Source organism: Palleronia sediminis (assembly GCF_004358695.1).
Lineage (GTDB): Bacteria > Pseudomonadota > Alphaproteobacteria > Rhodobacterales > Rhodobacteraceae > Palleronia > Palleronia sediminis.
On record NZ_SNAA01000002.1, the window covers coordinates 180,363 to 196,664 of the forward strand.

Here is a 16,302-nt window from a genome sequence, read left to right on the forward strand (position 1 = left end):
GGCGCGCTCAGCGCCCCTTGAAGAGGCTGCCCAGCACGCCTCGCACCAGCCGCCGCCCCGTGGTGCCCTGCAACTCGGAAATCAGCGCCTTGGTCATCGCCGCGCCGATCCCGCCGGCGACCGAGGGCCGGGCCTGATCGCCGCCCGTGATCGGGCCGCCATAGCGGCGCCCGGCGCGATAGGCGCGATCCTCGGGGGCGGGGTTTTCGACGGCGGCCGCCGCGCGCGCGGCATCCTCGGTTCGTGCGCGCAGCATCTCGAAGGCGCTTTCGCGATCATGGAGGGCCTCGTATTTCCCGGCGACGGGCGAGGTCGCGATCGCCGCGCGCCGCTCGGCCTCGGTGATCGGGCCGAGCTGCGAGGATGGCGGGCGGATCAGCGTGCGCTCGACCATGCCGGGCACCCCCTTTTCGCCCAGGAAAGACGTCACCGCCTCGCCCACACCGACCTCGAGGATCGCCTCGTCGGTGGCAAAGCGGGGGTTGTCGCGATAGGTCTCGGCCGCGCGCATCAATGCCTTGCGGTCGCGCGCGGTGAATGCGCGCAGCGCATGCTGCACCCGGTTGCCGAGCTGGCCCAGCACGTCCTCGGGCAGATCGTCGGGGTTTTGCGTGACGAAATAGACGCCCACGCCCTTGGAGCGGATCAGCCGCGCGACCTGCTCGACCTTGTCGACCAGCGCCTTGGGCGCGTCGTCGAACAGCAGATGCGCCTCGTCGAAAAAGAACACCAGCCGCGGGCGGTCGGTATCGCCGATCTCGGGCAGGGTCTCGAAAAGCTCGGACAAAAGCCACAACAGGAAGGTGGCGTAAAGCCGGGGCGAGGTCATCAGGCTGGCCGCATCCAGCACGTTGATCCGCCCCCGCCCGTCGGGATCGGTGCGGATCAGGTCCGACAGCTCGAGCGCCGGCTCGCCGAAGATCTCGGCCATGCCTTCGTTCTCGATCACCAGCAGGCGGCGCTGGATGGCCCCGACCGACGACGCGGCGACATTGCCGTAACGCAGTTGCAGCGCGTCGCGGTTCTCGCCCGTCCAGACCAGCAGCGCCTGAAGATCCTTGAGATCGAGCAGCGGCATCCCCTGTTCGTCGGCGATGCGGAACGCGACATTCAGCACCCCTTCCTGGCTTTCGCTGAGATCGAGGAGCCGCGACAGCAAGAGCGGCCCCATCTCGGCCACGGTGGTCCGCACCGGATGCCCGTTCCGCCCGAAGAGATCCCAGAACGTGACCGGAAAGGCCGAATAGGCGTAATCGTTCAGCCCGATGGTCGCGGCGCGCGCGGCAAAGGCGTCATGCAGCTTGAAATCCGCGCGTCCCGGTCGGGCAAGCCCGGACAGGTCGCCCTTCACATCGGCGAGGAACACCGGCACCCCGCGCGTCGAGAACCCTTCGGCGAGGATCTGGAGCGTGACCGTCTTGCCGGTCCCCGTGGCCCCGGCGACGAGACCGTGGCGGTTGGCGTAGTCCAGCCTGAGATATTGCGGGGTGCCGCGATCCGGCCCGCCCCCGCCGACAAAGATATCGTCGCCCATGTCCCTGCCCCGTCCTGCGCGCCCCGGTCCCGACTTTAGCGGTTGTGCTGCCGCAGGGTAAACCCGCCCCCGCGGGGCCGAACGCCTTGCCGGGGCCGGGAAAAATGGCTGTTGACGGATGGGATCGCAGCCCATAGCGTCACCGTCAATCAAGAAGCCGGCCAGTCCGGCAGGGAGATACACCACCATGAAAGGCCCCGCCCCGGCGGGGCCTTTCGCTGTTCGGCCCCTGCGCGCCGGTTTCACCAAGGGCGATGCGTTCGGCCCTTGGAAACGGGGGGCGCGACCTGATAGACGGGCGGGAAACCTTCGGCCAAATCGAATATCAGGGATGGATGGCGACATGACCAAACTGTGGAGCTCGATGTCACTCGCGGCGCTTCTGGCGCTTGCCGCACCCGGTTTCGCGCAGGATGCGCCGGCTGCGGGCGACGGCGGCGATGCCGGCGCCGAGACTTCGGAGCAGGAGGCCGGAACCGGCCCGGCCGTGCCCCCGGTCAACGATCTCGCCATGGGCGAAGAGATCGGCACCGGCACCGAGCCGGGCACGAGCTATGTCGCCACCACCCATGGCGATTGGGAACAGCGCTGCGTGCGCACCGAATCCGGCAACGATCCCTGCCAGCTCTACCAGCTTTTGCGCGACGGCGACGACAACCCGGTGGCCGAGATCAGCATCTTTGCCTTGCCGCCCGGCCGCGACGCCGCCGCCGGCTCGACGATCATCACCCCGCTCGAGACGCTGCTGCCGCGCCAGATCACGCTGGCCGTCGATAGCGGCGCGGCCAAGCGTTACCCCTTCGAGTTCTGCGCGCCCCAGGGCTGCTTTTCGCGGATCGGCTTTACCGAGGCCGAGGTGCGGGCCTTCAAGGCCGGTGCCGCCGCGACGATGACGATCTATCCCGCCGGGGCGCCCGACCAGCCGATCGCGCTCGATATCTCGCTGTCGGGGTTCACCGCCGGTTACGACGCCGTGGCCGAAGCCAACGCCGCCGCGCGCTGAGCGGCGCGGCGATCAGGCGGCCCTGAGCGCGAGCACCGCGTTCAGGCCGCCGAACGCGAAGGCATTGGACAGCGCGACCTCGACGCGGGCCTCCCGCGCCACGTTCGGCACCACGTCGAGCGCGCATTCGGGGTCGTGTTCCTCGTAGCCGATGGTGGGCGCCACGATCCCGTCGCGCAGCGCCATGATGCAGGCCAGCAATTCCACCGCGCCGGTGCCGCCGATCAGGTGGCCATGCATCGACTTGGTCGACGAGATCATCAGGTCGTTGGCATGATGGCCGAACACGTCCGCCACGGCCGCGCATTCCGTCTTGTCGTTGGCCGCCGTCCCGGTGCCATGCGCGTTGATATAGCCCACCCGGTCGCGGTCGATGCCCGCATCCTGCAACGCCCCGGCAATGGCGCGCGCGGCACCCTGCTTGTTTGGCATCACGATATCCGACGCGTCCGACGTCATGGCGAATCCCGCGACCTCGGCGAGGATCGGCGCGCCGCGAGCCAGCGCGCGGTCGCGATCCTCGAAGACGAACATGCCCGCCCCCTCGCCCTGGACCATGCCGTTGCGGGTGGCCGAGAACGGGCGGCAGGCATCCTTGGACATGACGCGCAGCCCCTCCCACGCCTTTACCCCGCCGAAACAGAGCATCGACTCGGATCCGCCGGTCAGCATGACATCGGCCATCCCGTGCCGGATCATCTGAAAGGCCAGCCCCATCGCGTGATTGGACGAGGCGCAGGCCGTCGCCACCGTAAAGGACGGCCCCCTGAGATTGAGCTGCATCGAGACGTGGCTCGCCGCCGCGTTGTTCATCAGTTTGGGCACGACAAAGGGGTGAACGCGGTTCTTTCCCTCTTCGTAGACGGCGCGGTAATTCTCGTCCTGCGTCCTCAGCCCGCCGGCCGAGGTGCCCATGACGACGCCCGCGCGCATCGACAGCTCGTCGGTAAAGACGATGCCGGATTCGCGCGTCGCCTGCCCGGCCGCCAGCAGCGCGAACTGCGTGAACCGGTCGTAAAGCGCGATCTGCTGGCGATTGAAATGCGCGGTCTCGTCGTAATCCCTGACCTGGGCGCCGATCCGCACGGCAAGCCGGTCGACGTCGCGCATCTCGAGCGGCCCGATCCCGCATCGCCCCTCGCGCATGGCGGCGAGCGTTTCGGGCACGTCCGCGCCGAGGGCGTTGATCGTCCCCGCGCCGGTGATGACCACCCGCCTCACGAGCGTTGCGCGGCGATCAGCCCCTCGACCGCGCCCACGATGGCGGCGATCGAGGATATGTCGAACTCGCTTTCCGAGGGGGCGTTGGCGTTGAAGGGGATGGAAATGTCGAACTCTTCCTCGATGGCGAAGATCGACTCCACCAGCCCGAGGGAGTCGATGCCGAGATCCTCGAGCGTCTGGTCGAGCGATACGTCGCCGGGTTCGAGCACGGCCTGCTCGGCGAGGATGTGGATCACCTTGTCCCTGACGTGTTCAGCCATTCTCAACCTCTGGGTCCCTGCCGGCCGATCTAGTCATTCGGGCGGTCTTTTGGAACCTCATTCTGCGCCCCTTTCAGCCGCTTCAGCATCCGCGGCAGGCGGCGCAGGGCCTTGTACATGTCGATATGGGTCTGCATCTGGACGGCCGGGTAGCCCAGCATGACGCGGCCCGCGGGCACGTTCGACAGCACCCGGCTGCCGCCGCCGAATATCACGTCATCCCCGACAAGCAGGTTGTCGGCGATCCCGGTGGCGCCGCCGCAGACCACCCGGTCGCCCAGGACGGTCGATCCGGCGATGCCCGACAGGGCCGCCATCAGGCAGTCGCGACCGAGGACGACGTTGTGGGCGATGTGGCACAAGTTGTCGATCTTGCAGCCCGACCCGATCCGGGTCGACCGGATCGTGCCGCGATCGACGCAGGAATTGGCGCCGATCTCGACATCGTCGCCGATCTCGACCCCGCCCAGCGAATGGATGCGCGTCCAGCTTTGCGCCCGGATCTCGCCCTGGTCCCCGAGGCTTGCGCGGGCACGCTCCACCCCCGAGGCTTCGGGCGTGACGAAGGACAGGCCGTCGGCCCCGATCACGGCACCCGGCTGCGCGATGAAGCGTGCGCCGATCATGACGCCCGCGCCGATCCGCACACCCTGAAGGATCAGGGCATCGTGGCCGATCACGGCATCCTCGGCGATGCTGGCATGGGCGGCGATGCGCGCGCCCGATCCGATCCGGGCGCCCCGGCCGATGACGACGAGCGGCCCGATGGCGGCGCCCACGCCGATCTGCGCCTCGGGGTCGATGACGGCCGAAGGGTGGATGCCGGGCGCGATCTCGGGGCCCGGATCGAGCATGGCGGTCAGATGGGCCATGGCGAGGCGCGGGCGCTGGACGAAAAGCGCCCCCTCGAGCCCGAGTGCGCGCCAATCCGCGCCTTCCCACAGGATAGCGGCGCGGGCGTGGCCCTTGGGCAGGGCCTCGGCATAGGCGGGCTGCATCGCAAGAGCGAGGTCGTCGGGTCCGGCATCGCCAGGCTCGGCCGCGCCGGAAAGGCGCAGGTCGCCCCGCCCCTCGAGACGGGCGCCGAGCGCGGTCGCGATTTCGTCGAGCGTATAGGTTGTCGAGGCCATGGTTCCTCCCGCTTCGGTGCGGGCGGAACCCTAGCTTTGCGGCGCGGGAAGAGCCACCCCGGCCTCGAGCAGCGCCTCGAGGATGCGGGCGTCGCGGCCATAGATGTCGTCGCGATACTCCATCCCGCCGCCCGGCTTGGTCAGCGCCGTGCGATAGACGATGTGCACGGGCAGCGGCTTGGCGAGATTGACGCGCGATTCCCGCCCGGTGCGCAGGTGACGCTGGAACTCGCCCTCGGGGTCGTCGGTCTGCAGCGACAGCAGCGCATAGCCGAACTCGAACGGGTCGTTGAGCCGGATGCAGCCATGCGAGAACGCCCGCACCGTCCGGTCGAACAGGGATTTCGACGGGGTATCGTGGAGGTATATGTTGTACTTGTTGGGAAACATGAACTTGACGAGCCCGAGCGCGTTGCGCGGGCTCGGCGGCTGTTTCATCGAATAGGGAAAGCTGCGGGCCGAGTAGCCCGCAAGGCTGCGCCCGCGGGGCACGACCCGTCCGCGGCTGTCGATGAGCTGCATGTGCCCGTGCGCATAGGGGTTGCTGCGCAGGGCCGGCAGATATTCGTTCACCACGATCGAGCGGGGGACGTACCAGCTCGGGTTGATGACCATGTGATCCATCTCGTCCGAGAACTCGGGAGTGCGGCGCCCGTTCGCGTTCGAGCCGATGACGGATTTGGTCTCGAAAAAGGTCTCGCCGTCGATGACGATCCGTGTGCGGAAATCGGTCAGGTTGACCCAGATGTGTTTCTGCCCGAGATCGCGGTTCAACCACCGTTCCCGCTCCATCGAGACGAGGATCTGCCCCAGACGGTCGCGGGGCGGGCGGTTCATCTCGGCCAGGGTCCGGCCTCCGACGATGCCATCCTCGGCCAGTCCGAAATCGGCCTGGAACGCGGTGACGGCCGCCGTCATCGCCGCGTCGAAGACCTGCGTGGCCGAGCGGCGCAGGTAGCCCATCGCGATGAGCCGGTCGCGCAGCGCCACGACGGCGGGGCCCGACGCCCCCTGCCGCAGCCCTGCATCGGGAATGTCGGCGCCCCAGCCGCCGGTCGCCATGATCCGTTCGAGCTTGAGCTTTTCGCGCACGAGGCGGGTATATTCCTGCGAGGACGGCGGCAGCGTTTCGACGAAGGCGCGCGGATGGGGGGCGGCAGCGAAATCGGCGAGCATCCTGACCCGGTCGACGGTCGGGATGTCACGTTTGATGTCGGGCACGACCCGCGAGGGCGTCAGGATCCCGGTCGACAGCTCGGCCGCGAGGTCGAGAAAGACGCGCGTCAGTTCGACCTCGACCGCGGCACGCTGCGCGGGATCGGTGGCGCGCGCCATCAGCGCCCTGAGCGCCGCCGCATCGGTATCGGGCCGCGGCAGCCCGTGCATCTCGGCCTTGTCCAGCGCGTGCAACAGCGCCGCACGCCGTTCCAGCGCCATCCGGTCGGAGCCAACCCAGATCGGACGGTAGCGCGATTCGCGATAGAACGCGGCCAGCACCTCGTCCTTGGCGGCGGCCACGGCCATCGAGTGTACGAAAGGCGTGATCTGTTGCGAGATTGCCGGCGTGCCCGCGCAGAGCCCCGCGATCAGCGGAACGAGGATCGAGCGGCGGATCAGGGCGGGCGTCATGCGGGACCTCGTGGGGATGCGTGGGCGCGAAAAGATAAGGCGCACGAACGGGATGGAGTACAGGCCTCGACCACGCCGGCCTGTTCAGCGTCATCCGGTTTGTGTCTTTGACGCAACGGAAAATTCTCTCGGATCGTCGCGATTTCGTGTCCGCTTGTTAAGCGGTTCTTTGCCGATTTATGGGAACTTTTTCCCGTGACGCCGCGCGACCCCTTTTCAGATCGTTTGGGGCCGTGTCATACAGTCCCTGCCTAAAGGGGATCTGGGCGAACAACCGCGATCAACGCGGATCGTATGTGAGACAGAGAACGGGACAGGACATCCATGGCACAGAACGACCGGTCTTCGGGCCTTAACCGGCGCGGGCTTCTGCTTGGCGCCTTCGCGGCAACCACGGTCGCCGCCGCTCCGACATATTCCAATGCTTTCGGCATCCTGCGCGGTGCCGGCGATATCCGCCGCATCAAGATGTATTCGGGCCGGACCGGCGAAAAGATCGACACGATCTACTGGATCGAAGGCAATTACATCAAAGATGCCATCGACGAGATCAATTTCTTCATGCGCGACTGGCGCAACAACAAGGTCCGCGGCATCGACACGCGCACGATCGACATAATGTCGGCCTCGCACAACCTGCTCGACACGACCGAACCCTACATGCTGATTTCCGGCTATCGCTCGCCCGAGACGAACGCCATGCTGCGCAGCCGTTCGTCGGGCGTGGCCAAGAACTCGCGCCATCTCGTGGGCGAGGCCGCCGATCTCAGGCTCTCTTCGCGTTCGGTCAACCAGATGTATCGCGCGGCGGCGGCCTGCGCGGGCGGCGGTGTCGGCCGGTATTCCAGCTCGAACTTCGTCCATATGGATTGCGGCCCGGTCCGGTCCTGGGGCCGTTGATCCGCACGCTCCCGACCCCGTAGACAAAAGGCCCGCGACGCATCCGGCGTCGCGGGCCTTTTCGTGTCCGCGCCGCCGTCGCCCGGCGGCGGCGATCTGCCTCAGACCGCCAGTTTCGCGTCCCGCGCTGCCTTGAGCCGGGCGAAATCGTCCCCGGCGTGATAGCTCGACCGGGTCAGCGGCGTGGCCGACACCATGAGGAACCCCTTGCCCCATGCGGCCTTTTCATAGCCCGCGAAGGCCTCGGGGGTGATGTAATCGGCGACGACATGGTGTTTCGGCGTCGGCTGGAGGTACTGGCCAATGGTGATGAAATCGACATCGGCCGCGCGCATGTCGTCCATCACCTGATGCACCTGCGCCCGCGTCTCGCCCAAGCCCACCATGATGCCCGACTTGGTAAAGATGGTCGGGTCGATCTCTTTCACGCGCTGCAATAGCCGCAGCGAATGGAAATAGCGCGCGCCGGGCCGCACCTCGGGATAGAGGCCGGGCACCGTCTCGAGATTGTGGTTGAACACGTCGGGACGCGCCGCGACCACGGTCTCGAGCGCCTCGGGGCCGCATCGCAGGAAATCGGGCGTCAGCACCTCGATCGTGGTGCCGGGCGATTGCCGCCGCGTCGCGCGGATCGTCTGCGCGATATGGGCCGCGCCGCCATCCTCGAGATCGTCGCGGTCCACCGAGGTGATGACGACATGGTTCAGCCCCAGCTTTTTCACCGCGTCGCCGACGCGCCCCGGCTCGAACGCGTCGAGCGCATCGGGCCGCCCCGTCGCCACGTTGCAGAAGGTGCAGCCACGGGTGCAGATCTCGCCCATGATCATCATGGTGGCGTGGCCCTGGGACCAGCATTCGCCGACATTGGGGCAGCCCGCCTCTTCGCAGACGGTGGTGAGGTTATGCGCCCGCATCGTGTCGCGGGTCTTTGCATAGCCTTCGCCCGAGGGGGCACGCACGCGGATCCAGTCGGGTTTCCTGAGGCGCGGCGTTTCCGGGCGATGCGCCTTTTCCGGGTGGCGCTGATCGGGAATTTTCAGGTCGCGGGGCATGGAAAATCTCCTTCGCCCGACCGATCTATGCAGCATCGCCGCCGATGTCCACGCAGGCGCGACCCTTTCGCGCCGTCATCCGCGTCGCATGTTGCACCCGCGGGACGAGACGATTAGAACCGTTCTAAACCGCCCGACCCGAGGAGATATCCCATGGCCGACAAACCCCGCCTGACGACGACCGCCGGTGCGCCCGTCGTCTCGAACCAGTATTCGCAGACTGCCGGTCGCAACGGCCCGATCCTGCTACAGGATTACCAGCTTATCGAAAAGCTCGCCCACCAGAACCGCGAACGCATTCCCGAGCGGGTCGTTCACGCCAAGGGCTGGGGCGCGCAGGGCACGTTCACCGTGACCCACGACATCAGCAAGTATAGCTGTGCCGCCCTGTTCTCGGAGGTCGGCAAGACGACCGAGGTGCTCGCCCGCTGGTCGACCGTCGCCGGAGAGGCCGGCGCCGCGGATGCCGAGCGTGACGTGCGCGGCTTCAGCCTCAAGTTCTTCACCGAAGAGGGCAACTGGGACATGGTGGGCAACAACACGCCCATCTTCTTCGTGCGCGACGCCTTCAAGTTCCCCGATTTCATCCGCACGCAAAAGCGTCACCCCAAGACCAACCTCCGCTCGCCCGAGGCGATGTTCGATTTCTGGGCGGCGCAGCCCGAATCGGTCCACCAGGTCACGATCCTGATGTCGGACCGGGGTATCCCGGTGAACCCCGCGCGGATGAACGGCTATGGCAGCCACACCTTCTCGATGTGGAACGCCGAGGGCGTGCGCCATTGGGTCAAGTTCCACTTCAAGACCCAGATGGGCCACAAGACCTATACCAACGCCGAGGCCGAGGCGCTGATCGGCAAGACGCGCGAGAGCTACCAGGAAGACCTCTACAACATGATCGAATCGGGCAATTTCCCGAAATGGACCATGTATATCCAGGTCATGGCCGAGGAAGACGCCGCCAAACAGCCCTTCAACCCGTTCGACCTGACCAAGGTGTGGCCGCATTCCGATTTCCCGCTGATCGAGGTCGGCGAGGTCGAGATGAACCGCAACCCGGAAAACTACTTCCAGATGGTCGAGAATGCGGCCTATTCGCCCTCGAACGTGGTGCCGGGCATCGGCTTCAGCCCCGACAAGATGCTTCAGGCGCGCATCTTCTCCTATGCCGACGCGCATCGCTACCGCCTCGGCACCCATTACGAGGCCCTGCCCGCCAACGCCCCCAAGGCGGCCGCCAATGTGAACCACTATCACAAGGACGGCCCGATGCGGTTCTTCACCAATGATTTCGGCAATCCCGACGCCTATTACGAGCCGAACCAGTATGACGGCCCGGTCGCGGATTTCTCGAAGAAGGAGCCGCCGCTCAGGATCGACGGCGATGCCGACCGCTATGTCGTCGAGGATGCCGACGCGGATTACGTGCAGCCGCGCCAGCTCTATCTCGAGGTGCTCGATCAGGACGAGCGGAACCGCCTGCATCACAACATGGCCGCGGCGATGGGCCCCTGCTCGGAAAGCGTGACCGAGCGTTGGCTGGCCGTGCTCGAGCGTGTGCATCCCGACTATGCCGCGGGCGTGCGCCAGGCGCTCAAGGACGCGAGCGACGTGAACGCCATCGCCGTGACCGATGACAGCGCCATCGAGGCGGCCGAGTAAGCTTTGAGCTGAAAGCCATTGGAAGGGCGCGGTTTTCCGACCGCGCCCTTTCGCATTTCCGGCCCTAGCCGATCATGTCGTCGGCCGAATGGGTGTCGTAGTGGCGACACAGCCGGTCGAGCCCCACGACCAGCACCACCTTGCCCGAGCGCGCGGCCCAGCCCATGCGCCGCTCGACCGTCTCGAGCCCGTCGAGCCGGCAGGCCACGCGATAGACCACGTCCCCGAGCCCCGGCCCCAGATCGGCCAGCGCCGCCTCGGCACGGCTGCGCGCGGCCTGGGCGCCACGGCCCGTTTGCCGCGCGACCGGCTCCGTCTGCGTCATCGCCGCGTCCCAGTCGATCGCGGTGCCGTCCGCGGCCTCGGCGACGGCCACATCCTCGCGCAGACGCTCGGCCGCGCGGACATGCGCAGGGGTGAGATAGCGTGCGCCCCCCTTGTCGCGCCTGCGGGCCAGCATGGCGATGGGCGTATCCGTGGTCGAATAGCGTGCGCCGCGCCCCGATACGGGGCCGCTCGCCGGCAGCGCGCCGTCGTTGCGCTGGCCCGCGCGGTTTTCCTGCGCGGCGAGAAGGTCGCCCAGAGCCGCACGCCCGCGCGCCGTGATGCGGTAGCGCGCGACGCGCCCCGTGCCGCTGCGCTGTATCCAGTCGCGCAGGGCCATGTCCTCGGCGAAACAGGTCTCGACCACGCCGGTGCGTTCGGTGGTGCCGTCCTCGGTCTCGCGCACGATGACGGCCATATCCATGCCCGCACCGACGGTAAGACAGGCGCCCGTCGCGCTCAGCCGCCGCAGGACCCGGCGGGCTTCGGTCTCGAACCGGGCGTCGCCGGACGGAGAGACGGTCTGGCGGGAGGGCGTCTGATCCATGCCGTCTTGTCGCCGCTCGGCGCGATTCGCACTAGGGTCGACGCGGTCCCCGGCGAGCCGGTCGAGCGCGGTATCGACCAGAGGATCGTCGCGCCGCGCCTCGTATCTGCGGACGCGGCGCAGGACGGTGGAGGGGTGCGCGCCCGTCCGGCGCGCGATCTCGCGGATCGATTCGCCGCCGCTGACATGGTCGAGATAGTGCCGCACCGGCTCGGGCATTCCGGCCTCCCGCTTATCGTCTTGTGCAATCTGGTCCATTCTTCAGCCCCCGTTAAGACAAACAAGCTACGAACCGGCTGGCAGGCCTTTTCGATGCGATGACTGTCGGGCGGAAATGGTTAACGCGCGTTCATCTATGCGCACTATGGTTAACGTCCGTTAACAAATGGTAACGAACTCTTTCCATGTCGCACGCGAAACGTCGCGTCTGCGCAACATGCAGGGGGATCGTGGCAGAAATGGGGCATCGACCCCGGATCACAGGATTTTCCGCCATGAGCTTTCACCCCGACGACCCCATGCTGTACCTGGCCGCGCTGTCGCGCCCCCGCCTGCTGGTCGAGGCCGCACGCCGCGTGGCCGAGGCGCGGCAGTCCGATGCGGCGGCGTCCGCGACGCTGCGCGCGCTGGCCGTGGCCGAGGCCCGGCACGACCGCGACCGCCGGTCGGGCGCGCCCTGCTATGACGGCGCGCGGCACGTCGCCGCGCTGGCCGCGCTGATGGCCGCCTGTCAGGGCCGCATTGCCGGCCGGATCACCCCGGTGGAGTAGCGTTCAGGCAAAGCTGTCCGGCAGGCTTTCCTTGCGGCGGGCGACATAGTCGTTCAGCCCGTCGCGAATCCCCTCGTCGAGCGGCGGCGGGCTGTAATCGGCCAGCATCTTTTCGACCCGCGCCGCGGCCAGCGTCGCGCTGTCGCGCGCGCCCTCGTCGAACCATGTCTCGAACGGTTTGTAGTCGAGCACGTCCGAGCGCCAGAACGCATCCTTGAAATTGGCCTGCGTATGCGCGCAGCCGAGATAATGCCCCCCCGGCCCGATCTCGGCGATGGCATCCATCGCCTGCCTGTTCTCGGAGATGTCGATGGCCTTGGCCAGCCGGTGCAGGATGCCGAGCTGATCGGCATCCATGATGAATTTCTCGGGGCTCGCCACCAGCCCCCCCTCGAGCCAGCCGCAGGCATGCAGCATGAAGTTCACGCCGGCATAAAGTCCCGCCTGAAGCGAGTTCGCGCTTTCATATCCGGCCTGCGCATCGGAAAGCTTGGCGCCGCAGAACGCGCCCGCGCTGCGGAACGGCAGCCCCAGCCGGCGCATCAATTGCCCCGCGCCATAGGTGATCTGGGCCGTCTCGGGCGTGCCGAAGATGGGCGCGCCCGAGTTCATGTCGATCGAGGTCACGAAGGCCCCGGCGATCACCGGCGCGCCGGGCCGGACGAGCTGGGAATAGGCGACGCCCGCCAGCACCTCGGCCAGGACCTGCGCCAGCGTGCCCGCGACCGAGACCGGCGCCATGGCGCCGCCGACGATGAAGGGCGACAGGATCACCGCCTGGTTGGCACGGGCATAGACCTCGAGCGCGCCCATCATCGTCGCGTCGAAGGTCAGCGGCGAGTTCACGTTTATGAGCGAGGTCATCACCGTGTTCTCGGCCACGAACTGCTTGCCGAACAGGATCTCGCACATCTCGACCGAATCGCGTGCCCGCGAGGGCTCCGTCACCGAGCCCATGAAGGGTTTGTCGCTGAGCGTGATATGGGCCATCAGCATGTCGAGATGGCGCTTGCTCACCGGAATGTCGGTCGGCTCGCAGACGGTGCCGCCCGAATGGTGCAGCCATTTCGACATGTAGCCGAGCTTCACGAATTTCTGGAAATCGGCGATGGTGGCATAGCGCCGTCCCCCCGCCTGGTCGCGCACGAAGGGCGGCCCGTAGACCGGGGCCAGCACGAGGTTGCGCCCGCCGATCTCGACCGCGCGTTCGGGGTTGCGCGCGTGCTGGGTGAACACGCGCGGCGCGGTCTCGCACAGCTTGCGCGCGAGCCCCTTGGGGATGCGCACCCGTTCGCCCTGCACATCGGCCCCCGCATCGCGCCAAAGCGCGAGCGCGGCGGGATTCTCGACCACGTTCACGCCGATCTCCTGAAGCACCGTCTCGGCATTGGCCTCGATGATGGACAGCGCCTCTTCGGTCAGGGGCTCGTGATCGGGCACCTCGCGGGTGATGACGGGCGCGCATTCGATCCGCACCGCGGTCCGCTCGGCCCGCCGCGCGGCGCCGCCGCCCGTTCCCCTGCCTCGCTTGCGTGTCGCGGCTTCGGTCATGCTGGCTCTCCTCGTGCGCGCGCGGATCGCCCGCGCGTCCACCGTGACTAGCGCCGGGCGCGGGGCGCGATCTGCCGGTTTCCGCCGCTTCCTGCACCCGCAGCGACATGGCCTCGCGAGGCTCGCGTGCCGCGGGCGATTGTCAACGCGGTCCGGGCGGCGTAATCCCGCGCCCATGGATATCACCGACACCCACCAGCGCCTTCTGATCGTCGATTTCGGCAGCCAGGTCACGCAGCTCATCGCCCGCCGCCTGCGCGAGGCGAACGTCTATTGCGAGATCCACCCGTTCAACCACGTCGACGACGCGTTCCTCGACGATTTCGCGCCGCGTGCGGTGATCCTGTCGGGCGGGCCCGCCAGCGTGCCCGAGGCCGGATCGCCCCGCCCGCCCGCGCGGATATTCGATCTCGGCGTGCCGGTGCTGGGCATCTGCTACGGCCAGCAGGTGATGATGCAGATGCTAGGCGGCGAGGTGGTGCGCACCCCCGGCTCGGCCGAGTTCGGCCGCGCCTATATCGAACCGACGGACGAGCCGCTGGAGCTCATGCGGGGGTGGTTCCACGGCGGGCGCGAACAGGTCTGGATGAGCCATGGCGATCACGTCTCGAGGCTGGCGCCCGGTTTTCGGCCCTTTGCCACCTCGCCCGGCGCGCCCTTTGCCGTCGTGGCCGACCCCGAGCGGCGGTTTTTCGCGACGCAGTTCCATCCCGAGGTGCACCACACGCCGGGCGGCAAGACCTTCCTCGCCAATTTCGTGGCGCTCGCGGGGTTTTCGGGCGACTGGACGATGGGCGCCTATCGCGAACAGGCCGTCGACGCGATCCGCGAACAGGTGGGTGATGCGCGGGTGCTGTGCGCGCTGTCGGGCGGTGTCGACAGCTCGGTCGCGGCCGCGCTGCTGCACGAGGCCATCGGCGACCGCCTGACCTGCGTCTTCGTCGATCACGGCCTCTTGCGCAAGAACGAGGCCGAAGAGGTTGTGGGCATGTTCCGCGACAACATGAACCTGTCGGTCATCCATGCCGACGAAAGCGATCTGTTCCTGACCGCGCTCGAGGGCGTGTCGGACCCCGAGCAAAAGCGCAAGATCATCGGCGCCCTGTTCATCGAGGTGTTCGAGAAACACGCCCGCGCCATCGGCGGGGCCGAGTTCCTGGCCCAGGGCACGCTGTATCCCGACGTCATCGAAAGCGTGAGCTTTTCGGGCGGACCCAGCGTCACGATCAAGAGCCACCACAATGTCGGCGGCCTGCCCGAGAAAATGGGCATGAAGCTGGTCGAGCCGCTGCGCGAGCTGTTCAAGGACGAGGTCCGCGCGCTGGGGCGCGAGCTTGGCCTGCCCGACAGTTTCATCGGCCGCCATCCGTTTCCCGGCCCCGGCCTCGCCATCCGCTGCCCCGGCGAGATCACGCGCGAAAAGCTCGCCATCCTGCGCGAGGCCGACGCGATCTTCATCGACCAGATCCGCCGCCACGGGCTTTACGACGATATCTGGCAGGCCTTCGTGGCGATCCTGCCCGTGCGCACCGTCGGCGTCATGGGCGACGGGCGGACCTACGATTTCGCCTGCGCGCTGCGCGCCGTCTCGAGCGTCGACGGCATGACCGCGGATTACTACCCGTTCTCGCATGATTTCCTGAGCGAAACCGCCACCCGCATCATCAATTCCGTGCGCGGCATCAACCGCGTGACCTACGACATCACCTCCAAGCCGCCGGGCACCATCGAGTGGGAATGACCGGCCCCGAGACCCCGGCGGCAGAGATCCGGGGCGTCCAGCCCGTCACCGACCGCGCGCAGATTCTCAAGGCGACGGTCTGGATGCTGGGCGCGGTGGTGTCCTTCACCTCGATGGCGGTGGCGGGGCGGGCCGTAACGCTCGAGCTCGATACGTTCGAGCTGATGCTCTATCGCTCGCTCATCGGCATCTGTCTGGTGGTGGCGGGCGGTGCCGTCGCCGGGCGGCTCGGGCAGATCCGCGCGCGGCGGCTGGGCCTGCACCTGATCCGCAATCTGTCGCATTTCGCCGGGCAGAACCTCTGGTTTCTCGCGATCAGCCTGATCCCGCTGGCGCAGGTGTTCGCCATCGAGTTCACCTCGCCGATCTGGGTGGCGCTGGCCGCGCCGCTGCTGCTGGCCGAGCGGTTGACGCGTCTCAAGATCACGGTCGCGATCGTGGGTTTTGTCGGCGTGCTCATCGTGGCCCGGCCGGGGCTCGACGGGCTCGACCCCGGACAGGCGGCGGCCGCCGCGGCGGCCATCGGCTTTGCCGGTTCGGCGATCTTTACCAAGCTGCTGACGCGCACCGAGAGCATCCTGTCGATCCTGTTCTGGCTGACCGTCATGCAGGCGGGCATGGGTCTGGTCGCGGCCGGGTTCGACGGGGACATCGCCTGGCCCTCGGCGTCGATCTGGCCATGGCTCGCGCTGATCGGGGCGGCGGGGCTCACCGCGCATATGTGCCTGACCACGGCGCTGAGCCTCGCGCCCGCCACCATCGTCATGCCCGTGGATTTCCTGCGCCTGCCGGTCGCCGCGCTGGTGGGCGCGCTGTTCTTTGCCGAGGCGCTGGACCCGGTGACGGCGCTTGGCGGCGCGATCATCCTTGCGGCGAACTGGGTCAATATCCGCGCCCAGACCCGCCGGCCCAAAGCCTGACGGTCCGTAATGCGGCCTCTTGTCGAGCGCGCGCCGCTCGGGCTAAGCCGCCTCC

14 protein-coding genes are annotated in these 16,302 nt (G+C 67.6%); 6 read left to right on the top strand and 8 right to left on the bottom strand.

Features of this window, described 5'->3' with window-relative positions:
• Positions 1-7: 7 nt before the first annotated feature.
• The gene (locus E2L08_RS03125; RefSeq protein WP_133395602.1) at positions 8-1,534 is read right to left on the bottom strand and encodes a helicase HerA-like domain-containing protein; all 1,527 of its coding nucleotides are present in this window, start codon (positions 1,532-1,534) and stop codon (positions 8-10) included.
• Between the two features lie 343 nt (positions 1,535-1,877).
• Here E2L08_RS03125 and E2L08_RS03130 point away from each other — a divergent pair, with 343 nt between their 5' ends.
• Positions 1,878-2,537, top strand: a complete 660-nt coding sequence (locus tag E2L08_RS03130; protein ID WP_133395603.1) for an invasion associated locus B family protein — start codon at positions 1,878-1,880, stop codon at positions 2,535-2,537.
• 12 nt (positions 2,538-2,549) lie between these two features.
• Here E2L08_RS03130 and E2L08_RS03135 read toward each other — a convergent pair whose 3' ends face one another.
• From E2L08_RS03135 to E2L08_RS03150, 4 genes are read right to left on the bottom strand one after another with little or no spacing between them, the layout of a single operon-like run.
• On the bottom strand, positions 2,550-3,758 hold the full coding sequence (locus E2L08_RS03135) for a beta-ketoacyl-[acyl-carrier-protein] synthase family protein (RefSeq protein ID WP_133395604.1): 1,209 nt from the start codon (positions 3,756-3,758) through the stop codon (positions 2,550-2,552).
• Entirely contained in the window at positions 3,755-4,021 is a 267-nt protein-coding gene (locus E2L08_RS03140; protein ID WP_133395605.1) for an acyl carrier protein, read from the bottom strand. The genes E2L08_RS03135 and E2L08_RS03140 overlap by 4 nt, the downstream gene beginning before the upstream one ends.
• A gap of 29 nt (positions 4,022-4,050) precedes the next feature.
• Positions 4,051-5,151: a UDP-3-O-(3-hydroxymyristoyl)glucosamine N-acyltransferase gene (lpxD, locus tag E2L08_RS03145; protein WP_133395606.1), complete on the bottom strand. Its 1,101-nt coding sequence runs from the start codon at positions 5,149-5,151 to the stop codon at positions 4,051-4,053.
• Between the two features lie 30 nt (positions 5,152-5,181).
• Positions 5,182-6,780 (bottom strand): L,D-transpeptidase family protein, encoded by a 1,599-nt coding sequence (locus E2L08_RS03150; RefSeq protein ID WP_133395607.1) that lies wholly within the window; start codon positions 6,778-6,780, stop codon positions 5,182-5,184.
• 324 nt (positions 6,781-7,104) lie between these two features.
• Here E2L08_RS03150 and mepK point away from each other — a divergent pair, with 324 nt between their 5' ends.
• Complete coding sequence (gene mepK / locus E2L08_RS03155; protein ID WP_133395608.1) at positions 7,105-7,680, top strand: peptidoglycan L,D-endopeptidase MepK; 576 nt, start codon at positions 7,105-7,107, stop codon at positions 7,678-7,680.
• A gap of 101 nt (positions 7,681-7,781) precedes the next feature.
• Here the strand turns inward: mepK and lipA are convergent, their stop codons facing one another.
• A complete protein-coding gene (lipA, locus tag E2L08_RS03160) occupies positions 7,782-8,732 on the bottom strand; it encodes a lipoyl synthase (RefSeq protein ID WP_133395609.1) in 951 nt (316 codons plus the stop codon).
• A 153-nt stretch (positions 8,733-8,885) separates the two neighbouring features.
• Between lipA and E2L08_RS03165 the strand changes: the two genes are divergently transcribed.
• Complete coding sequence (locus tag E2L08_RS03165; RefSeq protein ID WP_133395610.1) at positions 8,886-10,394, top strand: catalase; 1,509 nt, start codon at positions 8,886-8,888, stop codon at positions 10,392-10,394.
• A gap of 64 nt (positions 10,395-10,458) precedes the next feature.
• Here E2L08_RS03165 and E2L08_RS03170 read toward each other — a convergent pair whose 3' ends face one another.
• Positions 10,459-11,484 (bottom strand): DUF6456 domain-containing protein, encoded by a 1,026-nt coding sequence (locus E2L08_RS03170; RefSeq protein WP_168771035.1) that lies wholly within the window; start codon positions 11,482-11,484, stop codon positions 10,459-10,461.
• Between the two features lie 275 nt (positions 11,485-11,759).
• Here E2L08_RS03170 and E2L08_RS03175 point away from each other — a divergent pair, with 275 nt between their 5' ends.
• Positions 11,760-12,035 (top strand): DUF6477 family protein, encoded by a 276-nt coding sequence (locus E2L08_RS03175; protein WP_133395612.1) that lies wholly within the window; start codon positions 11,760-11,762, stop codon positions 12,033-12,035.
• A 3-nt stretch (positions 12,036-12,038) separates the two neighbouring features.
• Here the strand turns inward: E2L08_RS03175 and E2L08_RS03180 are convergent, their stop codons facing one another.
• Positions 12,039-13,586, bottom strand: a complete 1,548-nt coding sequence (locus E2L08_RS03180) for a trimethylamine methyltransferase family protein (protein WP_133395613.1) — start codon at positions 13,584-13,586, stop codon at positions 12,039-12,041.
• 181 nt (positions 13,587-13,767) lie between these two features.
• On the opposite strand from E2L08_RS03180, the gene guaA reads away from it, so the two are divergent.
• A complete protein-coding gene (gene guaA, locus E2L08_RS03185; protein ID WP_133395698.1) occupies positions 13,768-15,327 on the top strand; it encodes a glutamine-hydrolyzing GMP synthase in 1,560 nt (519 codons plus the stop codon).
• A complete protein-coding gene (locus E2L08_RS03190; protein WP_133395614.1) occupies positions 15,324-16,247 on the top strand; it encodes a DMT family transporter in 924 nt (307 codons plus the stop codon). Before guaA ends, E2L08_RS03190 begins: the two co-directional genes overlap by 4 nt.
• Positions 16,248-16,302 lie beyond the last annotated feature (55 nt).